14 protein-coding genes are annotated in these 15,636 nt (G+C 36.7%); 3 read left to right on the top strand and 11 right to left on the bottom strand.

All coding sequences use genetic code 11. The features are described 5' to 3' along the window. The first annotated feature begins 132 nt into the window (after nucleotides 1–132). Genes IGK03_RS03490 through IGK03_RS03480 form a run of 3 tightly spaced genes read left to right on the top strand, consistent with a single transcriptional unit; the run spans nucleotide 133 to nucleotide 3,481 of the window. Nucleotides 133–1,596 (top strand): ABC transporter permease subunit, encoded by a 1,464-nt coding sequence (locus tag IGK03_RS03490; protein WP_016617483.1) that lies wholly within the window; start codon nucleotides 133–135, stop codon nucleotides 1,594–1,596. Continuing rightward, the gene (locus IGK03_RS03485; RefSeq protein WP_002355769.1) at nucleotides 1,589–2,311 is read left to right on the top strand and encodes an amino acid ABC transporter ATP-binding protein; all 723 of its coding nucleotides are present in this window, start codon (nucleotides 1,589–1,591) and stop codon (nucleotides 2,309–2,311) included. The genes IGK03_RS03490 and IGK03_RS03485 overlap by 8 nt, the downstream gene beginning before the upstream one ends. Nucleotides 2,312–2,326: 15 nt before the next feature. Further along, nucleotides 2,327–3,481 carry a pyridoxal phosphate-dependent aminotransferase gene (locus tag IGK03_RS03480; protein WP_002355768.1) on the top strand — a complete coding sequence of 385 codons (1,155 nt, stop codon included), beginning with the start codon at nucleotides 2,327–2,329 and terminating at the stop codon, nucleotides 3,479–3,481. 46 nt (nucleotides 3,482–3,527) lie between these two features. On the opposite strand, the gene IGK03_RS03475 is transcribed toward IGK03_RS03480, so the two are convergent. The 11 genes from IGK03_RS03475 to nrdR form a co-directional block, all read right to left on the bottom strand. After that, on the bottom strand, nucleotides 3,528–3,839 hold the full coding sequence (locus IGK03_RS03475; protein ID WP_002366283.1) for a hypothetical protein: 312 nt from the start codon (nucleotides 3,837–3,839) through the stop codon (nucleotides 3,528–3,530). A gap of 15 nt (nucleotides 3,840–3,854) precedes the next feature. Next, complete coding sequence (locus tag IGK03_RS03470; protein ID WP_002385041.1) at nucleotides 3,855–4,715, bottom strand: hypothetical protein; 861 nt, start codon at nucleotides 4,713–4,715, stop codon at nucleotides 3,855–3,857. Further along, nucleotides 4,705–6,771: a cellulose biosynthesis cyclic di-GMP-binding regulatory protein BcsB gene (locus tag IGK03_RS03465; RefSeq protein WP_002373524.1), complete on the bottom strand. Its 2,067-nt coding sequence runs from the start codon at nucleotides 6,769–6,771 to the stop codon at nucleotides 4,705–4,707. The genes IGK03_RS03470 and IGK03_RS03465 overlap by 11 nt, the downstream gene beginning before the upstream one ends. Nucleotides 6,772–6,785: 14 nt before the next feature. Next, the gene (locus IGK03_RS03460; RefSeq protein WP_002355764.1) at nucleotides 6,786–8,048 is read right to left on the bottom strand and encodes a glycosyltransferase; all 1,263 of its coding nucleotides are present in this window, start codon (nucleotides 8,046–8,048) and stop codon (nucleotides 6,786–6,788) included. Next, nucleotides 8,045–9,628 carry a hypothetical protein gene (locus IGK03_RS03455; RefSeq protein ID WP_002355763.1) on the bottom strand — a complete coding sequence of 528 codons (1,584 nt, stop codon included), beginning with the start codon at nucleotides 9,626–9,628 and terminating at the stop codon, nucleotides 8,045–8,047. The genes IGK03_RS03460 and IGK03_RS03455 overlap by 4 nt, the downstream gene beginning before the upstream one ends. Then, entirely contained in the window at nucleotides 9,618–11,138 is a 1,521-nt protein-coding gene (locus IGK03_RS03450) for a membrane protein (protein WP_033595124.1), read from the bottom strand. Before IGK03_RS03450 ends, IGK03_RS03455 begins: the two co-directional genes overlap by 11 nt. A 13-nt stretch (nucleotides 11,139–11,151) precedes the next feature. Then, nucleotides 11,152–11,415, bottom strand: a complete 264-nt coding sequence (locus IGK03_RS03445; RefSeq protein WP_430602612.1) for a hypothetical protein — start codon at nucleotides 11,413–11,415, stop codon at nucleotides 11,152–11,154. A gap of 13 nt (nucleotides 11,416–11,428) precedes the next feature. Next, nucleotides 11,429–12,637, bottom strand: a complete 1,209-nt coding sequence (locus IGK03_RS03440) for a hypothetical protein (protein WP_002390400.1) — start codon at nucleotides 12,635–12,637, stop codon at nucleotides 11,429–11,431. A gap of 81 nt (nucleotides 12,638–12,718) precedes the next feature. Continuing rightward, nucleotides 12,719–13,648, bottom strand: coding sequence for a primosomal protein DnaI (gene dnaI, locus IGK03_RS03435; protein WP_002355760.1), 930 nt, complete (start codon nucleotides 13,646–13,648; stop codon nucleotides 12,719–12,721). Continuing rightward, entirely contained in the window at nucleotides 13,648–15,057 is a 1,410-nt protein-coding gene (locus IGK03_RS03430; RefSeq protein WP_010713833.1) for a replication initiation and membrane attachment family protein, read from the bottom strand. The genes dnaI and IGK03_RS03430 overlap by 1 nt, the downstream gene beginning before the upstream one ends. A gap of 15 nt (nucleotides 15,058–15,072) precedes the next feature. Continuing rightward, the gene (gene nrdR, locus IGK03_RS03425; RefSeq protein ID WP_002381296.1) at nucleotides 15,073–15,555 is read right to left on the bottom strand and encodes a transcriptional regulator NrdR; all 483 of its coding nucleotides are present in this window, start codon (nucleotides 15,553–15,555) and stop codon (nucleotides 15,073–15,075) included. Nucleotides 15,556–15,636 lie beyond the last annotated feature (81 nt).

The following is a 15,636-nucleotide window of genomic DNA, read 5'->3' as shown; positions in this document are numbered from 1 at the left end:
TTTCAACTCTACTACTTTTCCTTTTACATATTCTATGATATGATAAACCACATCATAACACAATAAATTTTTATACATTTATTCGCTTTTTTTGAATATTTATAAAAATAATACAAAAAGGAGTTTACGCAAATGACCAAATGTAAAAAATGGCTACAGACGATTTTACCAATTTTATTCTTGTTGCTCTCATTATTACCTATTAAAGAAACTTTTGCAGCCGAAACCGATCCAGTCTATGACAAAATCATCCAAAAGGGAGAACTAGTTGTCGGCTTATCCGCAGACTATGCCCCTTATGAATTTCATGCAAAAGTAGATGGTGAAGATAAAATTGTTGGTTTTGATATTTCTATTGCTCAAAAAATTGCCGACGATTTAGGCGTTAAATTAAAAATCGAAGAACTAGGCTTCGATGCTCTGTTAGGGGCCTTAAAAACTGGCAAGATTGACATGGTCATCTCTGGCATGTCGCCAACGCCTGAACGATTAAAAGAAGTAGCTTTTTCTCAACCATATATGAACGTTCAACAAAGAGTCATTGTTCGGAAAGAAGACAAAGATAAATTTCATTCCACTAAAGATTTCGAAGGCATTCGTGCAGGTGCCCAAAAGCAAACGACACAAGAAGAATTAATTAAAACCGAATTAACCGGTGCTGTCCCTACTTCTCTTCAAAAAATTCCAGATTTAATTATGAATCTAAAAAATAATAAATTAGATGCAGTCGTTATGGAAGAACCGGTTGGCGAAGCCTATGTTTCTCAAAATGAGGATTTATCTTTTGCTGATGTTACCTTTGAAAAAGGCTCAAAAGATACTGCCGTTGCTTTTCCTAAAGATGCGCCCGTTTTGACGGAGAAAGTAAATGCCTCTATTAAACAAATTAATGATCAAAAATTAATGGACGGTTATAAAAAAGAAGCCAATCAATTAATGTTCCAAAAAGATCAAAGCTTTTTACAAAAGTATGGAAAGTTCTACCTTAACGGTGCGGGCTATACCATTTTCCTAGCTTTCATTGGTGTTTTGTTTGGTGCCATTTTAGGGGCATTACTTGCCTTAATGAAGTTAGCCAATTCCAAAATTTTACGTGGCATTGCCATTGCTTATATTGAATATGTTCGTGGCACTCCTTTGCTTGTTCAAATTTTTATTGTCTATTTCGGGACAGGCGTTCTTGGTTTAGACTTATCAAAAGTAGCAGCTGGTTGTATTGCTCTTTCTTTAAACAGTGGTGCATATGTAGCAGAAATTATTCGTGCTGGTATTCAGGCGGTTAATAAAGGACAATTGGAAGCTGCTCGTTCTTTGGGAATGAATCAAAACCAAGCAATGCGATACATCATTTTCCCACAAGCTATTAAAAATATTTTACCAGCGTTAGGCAATGAATTTGTTACAGTAATTAAAGAATCTTCCGTTGTTTCAGTCATTGGTGTTTCAGAACTAATTTTCCAAGCTGGCAACGTTCAAGGAGCAAGTTTTAAACCCTTCCTACCTTACTTAATTGTATCGTTGATTTATTTCGTCCTAACCTTTACTATCTCACGTCTATTAGGTGTTGCTGAAAGGAGAATGAGTACTAGTGATTAACATTAAAAACTTACAGAAAACATTCGGAAAAAATGAAGTACTTAAAGGAATTGACTTAGAAATTGAAGCTGGTGAAGTTGTCGTAATTATTGGCCCTTCTGGCAGTGGTAAAAGTACTTTTTTACGTTGCTTGAACTTATTAGAAACACCAACTGGTGGCAGCGTTGAATTTGAAGGAAAAAATTTATTAGATAAAAATACCAACATTGATCAACTTCGTCAAAAAATGGGAATGGTATTCCAAAATTTCAATCTTTTCCCGCATAAAAATGTCTTGGAAAACTTAACGATTAGTCCTGTTAAAGTAAAAAAAGAAGCCGCTGCTGAAGCCACAGAACATGCTCTTTCTTTACTGGAACAAGTTGGTTTATCAGATAAAAAAGAAAATTATCCCGCTCAACTTTCTGGTGGGCAACAACAACGGGTAGCGATTGCTCGTGCTTTAGCCATGCGCCCTGACGTGATGCTGTTCGATGAACCAACTTCTGCCTTAGACCCTGAAATGGTGGGCGAAGTGCTATCCGTTATGAAAAATTTAGCTATTGAAGGGATGACAATGGTAGTGGTTACCCACGAAATGGGTTTCGCAAAAGAAGTCGCGGACCGTGTCATTTTTATGGATGCAGGAATTATTCAAGAAGAAGGCACACCTGAAGAAATTTTTGATGCGCCACAAAACCCAAGAACACAAGATTTTCTAAGAAAAGTTTTATAAAAAGGAGCACCTGGTATGGATCGCAAGAATATCGCAACACGTTACCAACAACCTACTGAAAATTTACTCATGGATATTGCAACATTGGCGAAAAAGACCCCAAATTTAATCGATTTATCGATTGGCGACCCTGACTTAATTACCGATGAGCGGATTATCGAACAAGCAGCTAACGATGCCAAAAACGGGCATACAAAATATACCGCTTCTGATGGTAGCGAGGCATTCATTGAGGCGGTCATTCAGTTTTATCAGTCACATTATCAATTATCTTTTCAACCGAATCAAGTCCGGGCCACAGTTGGCGCTCTGCATGGAATGTACCTTGCCTTACAAGTGATTCTAAATCCTGGAGATGAAGTGATTATTCATGAACCTTACTTCTCTCCTTATAAAGACCAAGTTCTTTTAGCAGATGGCGTTCCGGTCTTTTTGCCAACCTATGAAGAAGATGGTTTCCAAATTGATGTAGCTCTTTTGAAAGAAAAAATCACGCCTAAAACCAAAGCGATTATTCTTAATTCACCGAATAACCCGACAGGCGCTGTTTTCTCTGAAGAAACTTTCAGAGAAATTGCACAGGTAGCGATTGAACACAACTTATACATTCTTTCAGATGAAGTTTATGAAGCCTTTTGTTTCCAAGAAACGTTTACTCCCATGGCTACGTTTGCTCCAGAAAATACTATCACTTTTGGTAGCTTTTCAAAAGCCTTTGCAATGACTGGTTGGCGTATTGGTTATATGATTGCCCCAGACTATATTAACGAAGTAGCCAAATTAATTAATGAAGGCGTTACGTATTCTGCGCCTACGTTGTCACAGCAAGCAGGAATCTATGCGTTACAACATTTTGACGAATTTGTAGACCCAATCGTTGAAGTGTTCCAAACACGTTTAGAGTATGTGGCCCAACGAGTAGCAAAGATCCCTTTCCTTTCGCTTCATCCAGTCAAAGGAAGTATTTACGCCTTCATTAATATTCAAAAAACTGGACTAACTTCCGTCCCTTTTGTGGAAAAGCTTTTAAAAGAGACACAGGTATTAGTGATTCCTGGAAAAGCATTTGGTGAAACAACGGGCGATGAGTACATTCGCTTAGCCGCAACACAAAATTTAGATTTATTAAAGGAAGCGTTCGATCGAATTGAAAGAATGACCTTTGAATAAAAAAGCTTCTGCATTAGCTAATAATCATAGCTAATGCAGAAGCTTTTTAGATTTCTTCTATCAATTCAATCGCTTGCCCACCAACATGCGGTGGAATCGACATAGTCATCGGTGGCAAGCCCACGACTGTGAAACGGACTTTGGTTCCTTTTTTCAAGTGAGACAGTGGGATACTTTCCTCTAACTGTTCAACAAGTATGTTTAAAATTACCCCATGAGAAAATAAGGGAACAATGGATTCTGGATCACTTTCTGCTTGGATATTTTCTAAATGTAATCGCATTGACAATGGCTGCGTCTCATTTAACACACCAGCCTCTGCTAATTTCCCTGTAAAAACAGCAATTTTTTCAGTCATTTGTTTGCCTCCTTTTTAAACATCATATTGAAGAGAATTAATTCCATCCCCTAAAAATTCTGAAGCGTTGTTAAATTCGGCAGGATCATATTTGGTATAGGAAACTTGTAATGTCAAAGTAATATTTCTTAAGGTTTCAGAATGGGCAAATTTCTCTTGAGCTTGTTGTTTGAATTCTTTTCTAGTAGTGTATCCGTCATCCCCATCGCGGAAAATTAATAACGCCCAAGTCGGCGGTGTGCCGTCGATAAAGTATGGTAAGAAGCGATCATCCGTTGTCTCTTTAATCGCCGCTGTCACGATTTGTAGCAATTCATTCTTTTGTTCAGGACTTAATAAGTTACGAATACTTTCCCAATAGGCCACTCGGATTACGACTAAATATAACGGCGCTTCATAACGTGTAGAAATATCAGAAAATAAATCGAATCCTTCCTCGTACATTTTTGCTGTTCTTAAATTAGTTACTGCATCTAACGCATTTAACCGTGAAGTTTCTTTACGTAAGCGAATATTTTCTTCTTCAATCGTACGAATTTGATAAGTCACTGCATAGATTGTTAAACAGTAGAGTGGCGGCATGATTAGCCAAAATAATGAGCCATAGCTAAACAAATCATGATAGACATACTGATATACAACATAAGTCAATTGTAGAAAAATAAATATAAGCGAAAATGTTAACCCCGCTGTAATTCCTACAAAATAGGTAACAATAATTAAGATAACTGAAATTAATAGACAACTTAAGTCCACAAAGAAATCATTCGTTCCTAAGGCCATAAAGATGGTTGTGCCGACAACCAAAACAATTCCTACCAACAAAGTTAAATCCAAAAGTAAGGTCACTCGTTTTTGATTCACTCTATTCCCCACCTTTCAAATTCTTCTTCACGATGAAGAACGCACTTAATCCAATAATGGTCATACCAATTAAGAAGACAAATAGATAAATCATTAATTTATGATTATTGACAATTCGTTTACCTAATGATTCGTTGCTAACGTTGCTTACACGTTTTTTGAAACGATAATCATAGCGACGATAGTTCGGATCGACCACAATGGCATCTCCTTTGTACATAGAAGTATTCTTCTCTGTATTCACTTGTGTAGAGGCTAAAAAGACACCTTGTGATTTAGCTCCTGTTAAGATTAACGCCGCGGCTTTCGCATTATATGGAGAAAACATTAGCTGCGCCGTACCGATTTGTTTACCATAATCTTTTTCGATACTCAGTTTCTCGTTTGAAACAAAACGTGTGAAGTCCTTATCATAATGGAAATACAACTGATCGTTTAACTTACGAATCATCGGATTATCCTTAGGCGTACCAAAAATAATCAAGTTATGATTTTCTAATGCCGCATTTTTAGGCGCTTTTTTATAATACGTAATCTCACCGACATTACTTTCGGCATAATTACCAATTAAGTTAAATAAATTGGTCAACACTTTAAAATAGTTGTCGTCCATTTTTTCTGGTAATAAAATCGCTAAATCAGCAAAAGAACGGCTTCTGATAAAAATGTTCGGATAGTTGTTAAATAATATGTCATTCAGTTCTTCTGTTTGAATAAATGCATTCGAATTATTTTCAATAAAGGCCCATGGAGTCTGACCATTTCGTAAAACTTCTGGTGATTTAACATTCAAATCAAAAGCAACTTTTAAAACAAAACTATCAGCAATTTCTAAGTTCTTTGGAAATTCGAGATTTAATTCATCACCGTTCGCACGAGCAGCGGTTAATTTCTTGCTGCCAATTGGTTTATCATTGGCGTAAACCGTCACTAAAGAAGAATCAAAATCTAAGTTTTCAGCGTATTTAAAATGTAAATGCACGCGACTGCCATTGGCATTGTTTCGATCCACTGGTAAATTGACAAAGTACGTTTGTTCTTGGTGATAGGCCCCTTCTAGCTTGTCCCCCGTTGAGGTTAATGGATAATTACCATCAAATTCTAAAGTTGAACTAAATGTATCGGTATTCTCATCAACTGTTGTCTCTTCTTTATCTGTTTGGGTCATTAATTCATAATTGGCTAAATAACGTCCCGCACGAACAAGTAAGTCCTCATCTTTAGAAGTAGCTACTAAAACATGCTTATCTGGTTGATTGAAAAATTTTAAGACAGCCTGGTCCTCCACGCGTTTGCTATCAATTTGACTTTTATACTGATCTGGTAATTTATCATAGCTGGCAATAATCAACTGATAGGGTGCTGACTGTTCTTTGTTCAAAGAAGCCATTGGCAACAATTCTTCTGAGGTAGTAATCAAACGAGCAGCACCAGCTAACGCATGGGTCGCTGCAGCTAATTCTTTTTCCGATGCATTTTCTGGTGTCAAAATAACACTGTGTTTATTCGCAATCGTGTCTGCTCCCACAAAATGATTATAAAAAGAATGAATTGTATTCTCTGGTAATTGTAAATCGTATTGGAAGTTTACGTTAGATCCTTCATACATCGTTAACCAATTTGCCGGAGTTTCAATTAAATTATACATGTCGTTTCCTGCCTGATTAATAATTTGGCCCTCAACAGTCAATGTATTTGTCTCTTTAATCAGTTCCAAAGGGATTTCAATCGTCTTTTGTTGAATACCAGTTGTATTTTCAGGACGCCAAGAATAAAACTTCACACCATTAACTGCCACAGTTAAATCTGAGGTCTGATTATTTTTTAATTGTGTGATTTGGTAGGTCATATTGAATGATGCTTTTTTTACGTCCCAATAATCAATTTTTGTAAAATACATGGTGCTACGGACAGAAGTACCTGTTAAAGAGATTGTTTTATTTTGAAAAGGTTGTGTAAAGGTATGGTTGTCTTGTTCTTTGTTTTCGGCGTATACGGTCGGACTTGCGACACCAATCAGAATTGCCAGAAAGAACAACCCTATTAAAGTGACTGTTTTTTGTTTCATTGCACGTTTCCTCCTTATTTAAATCGTTCAGTTTTGTACCATTTTGTTTGTGTTTGTTTATGAAAAACATTTTCTTTAATATACATCACCATGCCATAAGCGGCGACTACTAGCCACATCTGACTGTATGTAATATACATCAAGGCAATAATTAAGATATTCTCTAAAGTCATTTCGCCTTTTTCGGTCGTAATACTGACAAAAGTACTGAAAATAAATAACAAAATCGCTAACAACCATAAGGAATTGCTAAATCCTTGCAGGGTCGTTGTTAAGTAACCAGACATTGATAAAACTAACATGATGTCTGACAAAACGAGCGATGTCATTAAGAGAAAATAAATGGACAAGAAATATAAAATATCAAAACGAATCCGACTCGCTTTAGGATTAAACAATAATTTAGCATTTTTAACAATAACATAAATATTGCCTTTGACCCATCGCGTCCGTTGCCGGAACCAAACTGACAAAGTTTGCGGCTCTTGCTCCCACGTCACTGCTTTTGGTTGAAACTTAATTTTATAGCCCATCATATAGATGCGAAAGCTGATTTCTGTATCTTCGGCTAACGCTTTGTCATCCCAGCCGCCAATGGCTTCAATAATACTGCGACGAACAATGAAATTTGTGCCAGGAATCGTGCATAACTTAAATAATTGAAAACGACCGGCTTGTGCCATCCATTGAAAGGCCAGTGTTTCGATATTAATAAAGCGTGTCAACAGGCTTGCATTGCGATTTCTCGTTCTAAATTTACCAATAACCGCGCCGTATTCCTCACTAGCGATTAACTCTCCAACTAAATAACGGAGTGCATTCGGTTCAGGTGTATTGTCTGCATCATAAATGGCAATCACGTCCCCCTTGGCTTGCTTGAAACCAATGTTTAAGGCATTAGACTTACCTTTCCCACCTGTTATATTGTCTGTATTAATAATCTGCAAATTTCGATTAACCGCCTTTTTTTGGACGTTCGCTAAAAGCTCAGCACTATTATCACTTGAGTTGTCATTAATCACAATAATTTCATAGCGATCTTGCGGATAATTAAAATTCAATAACGCTTCAACTGTCCGCACAATGACAATTCCTTCATTATGGGCCGGCACCATAATTGAAACAAACGGCGCGTCTTCGTCCTCTACAGGTGGCGGTGCGACAGGATCTGTTTTTAAATAATAAACATAGCCAAAAATAACTAAGAGAATATTTACAATTAGTAGACTCCAAATAATGATAGTTGCTGTTAACATTACAATGTCAGCAATGGTCATTTGTCTTCCTCCTTATTAATATATTTCGACCGATAATTCTTTCGTCCAATCATAAACAAAATAATCAGGATGATTAAAGTCAGCGTGACAACGCCAATCAAAATATTGTTTGTGATACTGAAAAAGAATGAAAATAACCCTGTAAATCGTTGTTTTTCAACTGTTGAGGCCCCTGTATCAGCCAAACCATTGACAATTTGATTGTTTAAGAAGAACCGATTATTCCGAAATTCGATTTTCTGCGTTTGTGTTTGAACAGTGAAATGTTGATCCGCTTCTGAAACACTAAACACTATTGGTGCTTCCTTGACTTCTTGAATTAGATGATCCACTTCTTTTTTAGAATTTGGAAATGAAAAACTAATGGTGGTCGGCATTGGAAATCGATAGTCATTCGGATTATCTTTATCCGTCCATTCAATCCCCGATAAATAATCATACGGTAAATCAAACAAAGCATTCTTATAAGTGATTGATTCTCCCGTTTGGTTCCGATAAAAAACGCGTTCAATCGGCGGATTTTCTCTTAGAATCACTGTATCACTAATTGCTAGACCATCCTCTTGGTATTGAAGGTCTTGATTCCAGTATCCTGGAGCAGAAATGCCTACTGGATAGACATGTCTGTCGACCAATAAACTAATCTGCTGCTCCATCAATTGTTTCAAGGCACGTTGGTCATTTAAATCAACATTGTTAACGACCGGTGTTTCTAAGAAAATAACCCCCGTCGAAGCAAACGCACGTAACGCATTCGTAAATAGTTTATAAGGTAAAATCGTATTGTTTTGTGAAACGCTCGTACTGGATAAAATATAAGGATACGTGGTTTTAACTAATTCTTCTTGCAAATAGGTTGCCACAGACATATCTCTTAACGGGTTAAAATCAGAAATCGTCAAAAACGGCCGTGACATTTTTTCACTTTCCAGCCATTGACTAATTACGTCCAAGCTTTCTAAAAAAACAGCGCCTTTGCGTTCAAACATTGGGAGAAAAGCATGCCCATTCTCAATTACACCAAATGGATATTCTTCTGGTGCTAATTCTTGTGTTTTTAATCGACCAACTGTCTGACCTTGCGTATTTTCCAGCACAACTGATTGATCTTGAAAAGGCAATACTTGAGAAAAGCGGTTTTTTTCATCTTCTAACCGATATTGACGATGACTTAATTCTTTCCATGTACCGCTAAAATATTGTTTTTCATCGTCACGCATGTTTCGACCAATGTGTAATTGTTTACCTTTAAAATGAACTCGATCTGCTAGAAAATCAGAGGCAATAACGCCGGCTTGTTCAGGCCAATTCACCATAGAAATCAAACTGTCATAGCCATCATTTAGCAATTCGCCAGGCACATAATCTGATACCGCCACACTCTGAACTTCTACTCCAAAACTCGTCAACACTCGTTGTAAAGCATCCACATCATTTTCTTTTTTCCCAGCAATATTCAAGCTGTCATAGACAAGTAAGACATGTTTACTTGGTGCAGCCAGCGCCGGTTTGGCAAAGCCACAAAAAACGAAAAAGAGTAAGAAACACACCCAGCCAATAAGATATTGTTTATTTTTCAATTCCCTCTACCTCCCCAATGACTTGTGGTGTTGTATCTTGCCACATTCGTTTACCAATAACATCAGAAACAATTTGTAACAAGAGAAAATCTAAAAATACTGAGACTAAAAACAAATGACGTACTAAGTCACTATCCCCATCAATAATAATTGTTGAAATGAAAACAACTAATAAATTTAGATAAATTCCTGTCATTAAAAAGAAGCGAAAAACTAATCTGGGTTCGTTTCTCTTGATTCCTCTGTATAAACCAACGCCATATAAACCAAACAGAATCACGCCTAATAATAGATAGAAAGCAAAGTTTTTAGGGAAAAAACTGGCTTTAATACGGTTATACACCATAAAAAATTTAGATTGTTCCAGCGGTGCACGCCCCGTCGTTTTCTCAAAATTCCCCACATTATTAGGCTTTACTAAGTAAACATTTGGGACCGCTGAATTCAGTCCTTGCCATAATTCAGATGGATAATTTAAATAATTCAATAACACCCATCCAAAACTCGTTTTATCAAAAAAATCTTTTTTCATTTGTTCAGAAGTTGGTGATACAGGACTGTATTCTTCAAAGTAGGAACGTCCCTTTTGCAACCCATATTGCGGGTTGATTCCGCCCTCTGACATCCGTTTATCTGGAACCTTACTATCCTTCATTACACCGCGCGTCATGCTGTGGTAGACATCACGTTCATAGATATCGTTAGGAACGATAAAAGCTGCTAACGTTGTAAAACCAATCAACGCAATTAAAAAGGCCGTCATTGACAATCGTTGATAACGTTGTGACAAGTAGACAAAAAATCCTAATCCAGCAATAATTACACCAATAATCAGCAAATATTCTTGGCGTGTTGTCCCTATTAAAAGTACTACTGCTTGTGCCAAGATAACCAAAACTATTCTTCTGAGCCAAGTTCGTGGTTTCGTCACCCGATAAAAATAGACTGAAAATGCTAAGACACTCACAGAAAGTAAAAAACTCGTCGCTTCTGTATAAAAGGAATTAAAATAAATCGTATAGGAGGTATCCCCCAAGATGAAAATAACCAACAAGGAGATAAGATAACTTTTTTTCAAAGATACGCCTTCGGTTAAGCCTCGTACCAGAATATAAATTGACACTAAAAAACAACTAAGATAAACGAAACCTAAGAAACGAATATCGAAAAGTGTTTGACTATAAAAAAGTTTATTAAGCCAAATGGCAATGGTGATGAAAAATTGTTGAGTGGAAACAAAGTGCGTCGTTGTTTCATTAAAATAACGCATAATTGAAAAGTCCTTAACAAAATAGGCCACATTGTCGTAGCTATCACCATTGACACGATAAAGACTATTTGAATTTAACACACGAAAATACTCGCCATTATCTCCCAAGCCATTAATCGGATAAACAAATAACAAAATGCTTGTCACTAACCCAATCCCTAAAACGGCCAAAAGACTTGGAGAAATATAACGACTCAACCATTTAAAAGCCGAGTTCATGTGTTTTTTGATCTTTTCCATGCTTTCACCTCATCTAGAAATCATAGGCCAAAAGAGCCATTAAGTTATTATAGGAATAGACTTGTTTCGTAACTTTATCACCAAATCCTCCATAAATCGGACTGCTTGAATTTAACACACGAAAATACTCGCCATTATCTCCCAAGCCATTAATCGGATAAACAAATAACAAAATGCTTGTCACTAACCCAATCCCTAAAACGGCCAAAAGACTTGGAGAAATATAACGACTCAACCATTTAAAAGCCGAGTTCATGTGTTTTTTGATCTTTTCCATGCTTTCACCTCATCTAGAAATCATAGGCCAAAAGAGCCATTAAGTTATTATAGGAATAGACTTGTTTCGTAACTTTATCACCAAATCCTCCATAAATCGGACTGCTTGAATCCATAATTTGAAAATTATTAAGTACTGTAATTGCCGCACGATACAACTCTTTGTCATTTTCGGCAACACCAATTAAAGCCGCTATCGCATAACTAGCTGCAGATTGATTTTTATCCACGGGCGATCCATTTAAATCATACGAGTTAAAAAGCGTTCCTTGCTGAACTTGTTTTCGCACAAAATCAATACTAGTCTGCTTCGCCATACCCACTTCACTTAAATGGACAATCGTTAATAAAGATTCAATAATATTAAGTGTTCCGTTGTTTTCGTATTTATTTGTTTGATGATTAAACTTCGTTTGATAAAGAGGTAAATCATCAGAAATATAGCCATCGTCTATTAATTGGTAATGATACTGCAAGTAGTCTGCTGAAATCCCAAATTCTTTGTATAGATAACCCAGCGTAATTAAGTCAATATAAAACAAAGAAGTTTCTGAAGACTGTTGTTTTGATTTACTATCGTAAAAATCAATTAGAATATTATCTTTCATAGAGGTTTCCATAAAACTCTTGCCTAATTTTTTAATTTCTTGATCATACTGATCTGTTTTAAAATGCCCCCCTGCTTCAATTAATGAACGAATGATCCGTAAATCATCAATCGAGGCATTGACATTGTATTTATTGCCTTGCTCGTCAATTCGGTAACTAAATTGGACGCCGTCGTAAAAGGTGTCTTTCGTCTGCTTGTAAAAATTATCAAAACGTCCCTGCGTATCAAAAGCTAAATTACGCAAATATAGACCCGAAGACTCACTTAGCAACTCATGTCCTGTGGCGACATCTTTGCGTTCAGCATCTGGTAAATAATTGGTTAAAAAACCGCCGTCTGTTTTGAGCCGGGTTTCAATAAAAAATTTCAACAAATCTTTGCGTTCAGCGGTTTCTTTTGTGTGAAATTCATGTTTTGTTAAAAAATGTTGTTTGTCTGTCGACATTAAGCGTTGAATTTTTGGATTCACTTTTTCCACCTCTACTTTATAGGATTTTTCTCTAAACAAAAGAAAATATCCTCCCAGAAGCACCACGAATACCCCAATAAAAATCCAAAGTTTTCTCTTCATTGTTACGCCTCTTTTCCTCACTTCTTTATTGTCAGTGTACACAAAAGTACTTGTTTTTGCGAAACTTACGCTACCTCTTCAAGCGCAAGAAAAAAAGCAATCCATAAAAATAAAAGGATTGCTTTAACCGTTTCGTCGATCATTTCCTGTCATCGTAATCTCTTTTGACAGATAACGCACACGTTCCATAATTCGTCTGGCTTTTAGCGGCTCTTGTTCTCCTCGTTGCGTCACGGTTAAATGCTCTTCTAAAGCTTTTAAATCTAGATTGGAAGAGAAAAAAGTAACTAATTGTTCTTGCATTCGGTATTGCAAGATTACGCTTAAAACGTCGTCACGAATCCAACTAGTCATGGATTCCGCACCAATGTCATCAATCATTAATATAGGGGATTTTTTTACTGCATCGAGCTTTTCACCAACTTGATCGCGACCAATGGCTTGCTTCATTTCTACTGTAAATGTTGGAAAATGAACAATTGTCGTAGTAAATCCACGTTCTGCTAAAGCATTAGCCATCGCACCTAATAAGAAAGATTTTCCTACACCGAAGGGGCCTTGTAAATAGAGCCCTTTATGAAATTCTTTTGGTGTCGCAGGATATTCTCTTAAAAATTGCATTGCTTCTGCTAACGCTTTGGCTCGACCTTGAGAAGATGGATCGAAATCTCGTAAATTTGCTTCTCGGACATCTTTTGGCATGTCCATTGCCCTTACTCGATTACGAATTTCTTCTTCCTTCTGACGGGCGATTAAATCAGCCGTTGGGACATATGTTACATCAATGTAATGAAAATTCAACATTAATCTTGGCTCATAGCCGGGGGCAATCATTGCCGGATCGTTTAATTGAAATTTCTTTTTTTCTTGAACAAATTCATACAGCTTAGCATAACTTTTACGAATATCTTCATCGGTTAAACGCTCTCGGTTTGCTTGTATAAAGGCTTGAACATCTTGATCTTTCAATACTTCGTTAACTAGCTCTTCATATCGTTCATTGATGTCACGCTTCTGGATAATTTTTGACATTTCTTTTCCTACGTCTTCCATCATTGGTCACCTCCTTGGTTTAAAAATTCTTGAATTTGTCGATCTAACTCGGCTTGTTCTTCTGGGGAAAGTTTTGTTTCATCGTTTGGCTGATCGGCCCATTCTGGCAATCGCTCTTGTCGAACAGTTTGGCGTTTCCCTGAATAATTTTGTTGTCGCTGTTTTTGTTTGTTTTGGCTTTGTTTAGCCAATTCTCTGACATGTTCAATTGCTTTTTCTGGTGAATGAATGCCACTTTGTCCCCATTCATTCGCAATTCGATTCACATACTCCGCTTTTAAAGTCGGTTGTTGTTGAATATTGTAAACATAGTTAATCAAAATATTAATCACACTAGTCGGTAAGCCTGATTTAGCAACCAAATATTTCACTAATGAACGTTCTTGTGGTGTCGTATAGCCGCCTCGACTATTTTTTAAAGCTTCTAAATATTGAATAGGCGGATTCTTTTCACTATCCATAATCATTTGAATATCCAGTTCAGAAAAACCATTCATTTTTAATGCGTTATATCGATACGTTTGTTGCTCTTCCACCGTCAATTGTACTTGCTTGTTTGTCACTATGTTTGTTGGTTGTGGTTTTTTATCAGGATCAAACGCTTGATGAATCGTTCGCACTAATTCCTTAGGCAAAATTCGACTTGTATAATAGTCAAATGATTTCGAAGCAAAGTCTACCATATCTAACTCATTGATGCCATATAATTGATGAAAAACATAGACTTCTTCTTGAAAACTAGCCTCATCTTCAGGCAATTGTAAACCTAAGCGGTGCAAACCTTCCACAAAATAGTGCCAATCAAAAGAATCTGTTGATACAGAAATTTTCTTCGCTTTTTCTTGTTGAGAAAAAGTTTCTTGAATCGTTGTCAATCGGTTCGCTTCGGAAACAATTTGTTCTTCTTTAAAGGCATAAACCTCTTGAAAGCTAGCGGAAACATTTTGATAGCCCTCTGTTTTGGTAGGATGCGGTTGGAACTTTTGCACTAATTGATCAAATTTCCGTTGTCCAACCCGATTAAATAACACTAAAGCTAACACTTCATCTTTAAAAAAACGAGCGGCTGTTTCAGGTGCTTTTAAATAATATAAATAACAATCTCCTAATTCCCGATCTGTTTTTTTATACGTTTCTAGCAACCCAATGCCTTCTAATTTGTAGCAAGCTTCTTCTAATTGTTGACAACTCAAGTCCAGCAAACTAATTAAATCTGCATGAAACAGCGAGCCATTCTCCTCTGAATCTGTTGTTTCAGATAACAAAAGCCAATATAAACTAAACGCATTGGCGCCGACAATTGGTTGATATAAAAAGGTTAAAACCTCTTTCTCTTGATCAGAAAGCGGTGAATCAATAACCGCTTGAAAAATATTTTTTGGTTGGATTCTTTGCCGATTTCCTTTCAAAGAAAGACCTCCTTTTTAATTTTCTGAGTCAGGAGAAGAAGATTTTGCTTTGTCGACAATGTCCTGTAACTCTTTCAAAAACACGCTCATATCTTTGAATTGTCGATAAACACTCGCAAAGCGGATGTAGGCAATTTCATCTAGATTGACTAAATCTTCCATCACATATTCACCGATAAGCGTTGTAGAGACTTCATTTTCCCCTAAACTACGCACTCGATTTTCAACATTATCGACAATTTGAACCATTTGTTCCATAGCAACAGGTCTTTTTTCCGCAGAGCGAATGAGCCCACGCAAAATTTTATCACGATTAAATTCTTCACGATCCCCATTTTTCTTGATTACAAGTAATGGCGCCGCTTCAATTCTTTCAAATGTAGTGAACCGATAACTGCAATTTTCACATTCACGACGACGGCGAATTGCACGTCCATCATCTGCTTGACGGCTATCAATAACACGGGAATTATTATGATGACATCTTGGACAACGCATAACGTTCACCTCTTCTATTCTGTATAATTTTTGTTGCCTATATTATAACATGAAATTGCGCTATTACTAGGTCTTTAGAAC

This window comes from Enterococcus sp. DIV2453a, from assembly GCF_050533535.1.
GTDB lineage: Bacteria > Bacillota > Bacilli > Lactobacillales > Enterococcaceae > Enterococcus > Enterococcus faecalis.
This window is presented reverse-complemented; position numbering and strand designations above follow the sequence as displayed.

What these genes read in the sequence shown, in the direction of transcription:
- IGK03_RS03490 (WP_016617483.1), top strand. Translation starts at nt 133, where the DNA reads ATGACCAAATGTAAAAAATGGCTACAGACGATTTTACCAATTTTATTC.
- IGK03_RS03480 (WP_002355768.1), top strand. Translation starts at nt 2,327, where the DNA reads ATGGATCGCAAGAATATCGCAACACGTTACCAACAACCTACTGAAAAT.
- IGK03_RS03475 (WP_002366283.1), bottom strand. Translation starts at nt 3,839, where the DNA reads ATGACTGAAAAAATTGCTGTTTTTACAGGGAAATTAGCAGAGGCTGGT.
- IGK03_RS03465 (WP_002373524.1), bottom strand. Translation starts at nt 6,771, where the DNA reads ATGAAACAAAAAACAGTCACTTTAATAGGGTTGTTCTTTCTGGCAATT.
- IGK03_RS03460 (WP_002355764.1), bottom strand. Translation starts at nt 8,048, where the DNA reads ATGACCATTGCTGACATTGTAATGTTAACAGCAACTATCATTATTTGG.
- IGK03_RS03450 (WP_033595124.1), bottom strand. Translation starts at nt 11,138, where the DNA reads ATGGAAAAGATCAAAAAACACATGAACTCGGCTTTTAAATGGTTGAGT.
- IGK03_RS03445 (WP_430602612.1), bottom strand. Translation starts at nt 11,415, where the DNA reads ATGGAAAAGATCAAAAAACACATGAACTCGGCTTTTAAATGGTTGAGT.
- dnaI (WP_002355760.1), bottom strand. Translation starts at nt 13,648, where the DNA reads ATGGAAGACGTAGGAAAAGAAATGTCAAAAATTATCCAGAAGCGTGAC.
- nrdR (WP_002381296.1), bottom strand. Translation starts at nt 15,555, where the DNA reads ATGCGTTGTCCAAGATGTCATCATAATAATTCCCGTGTTATTGATAGC.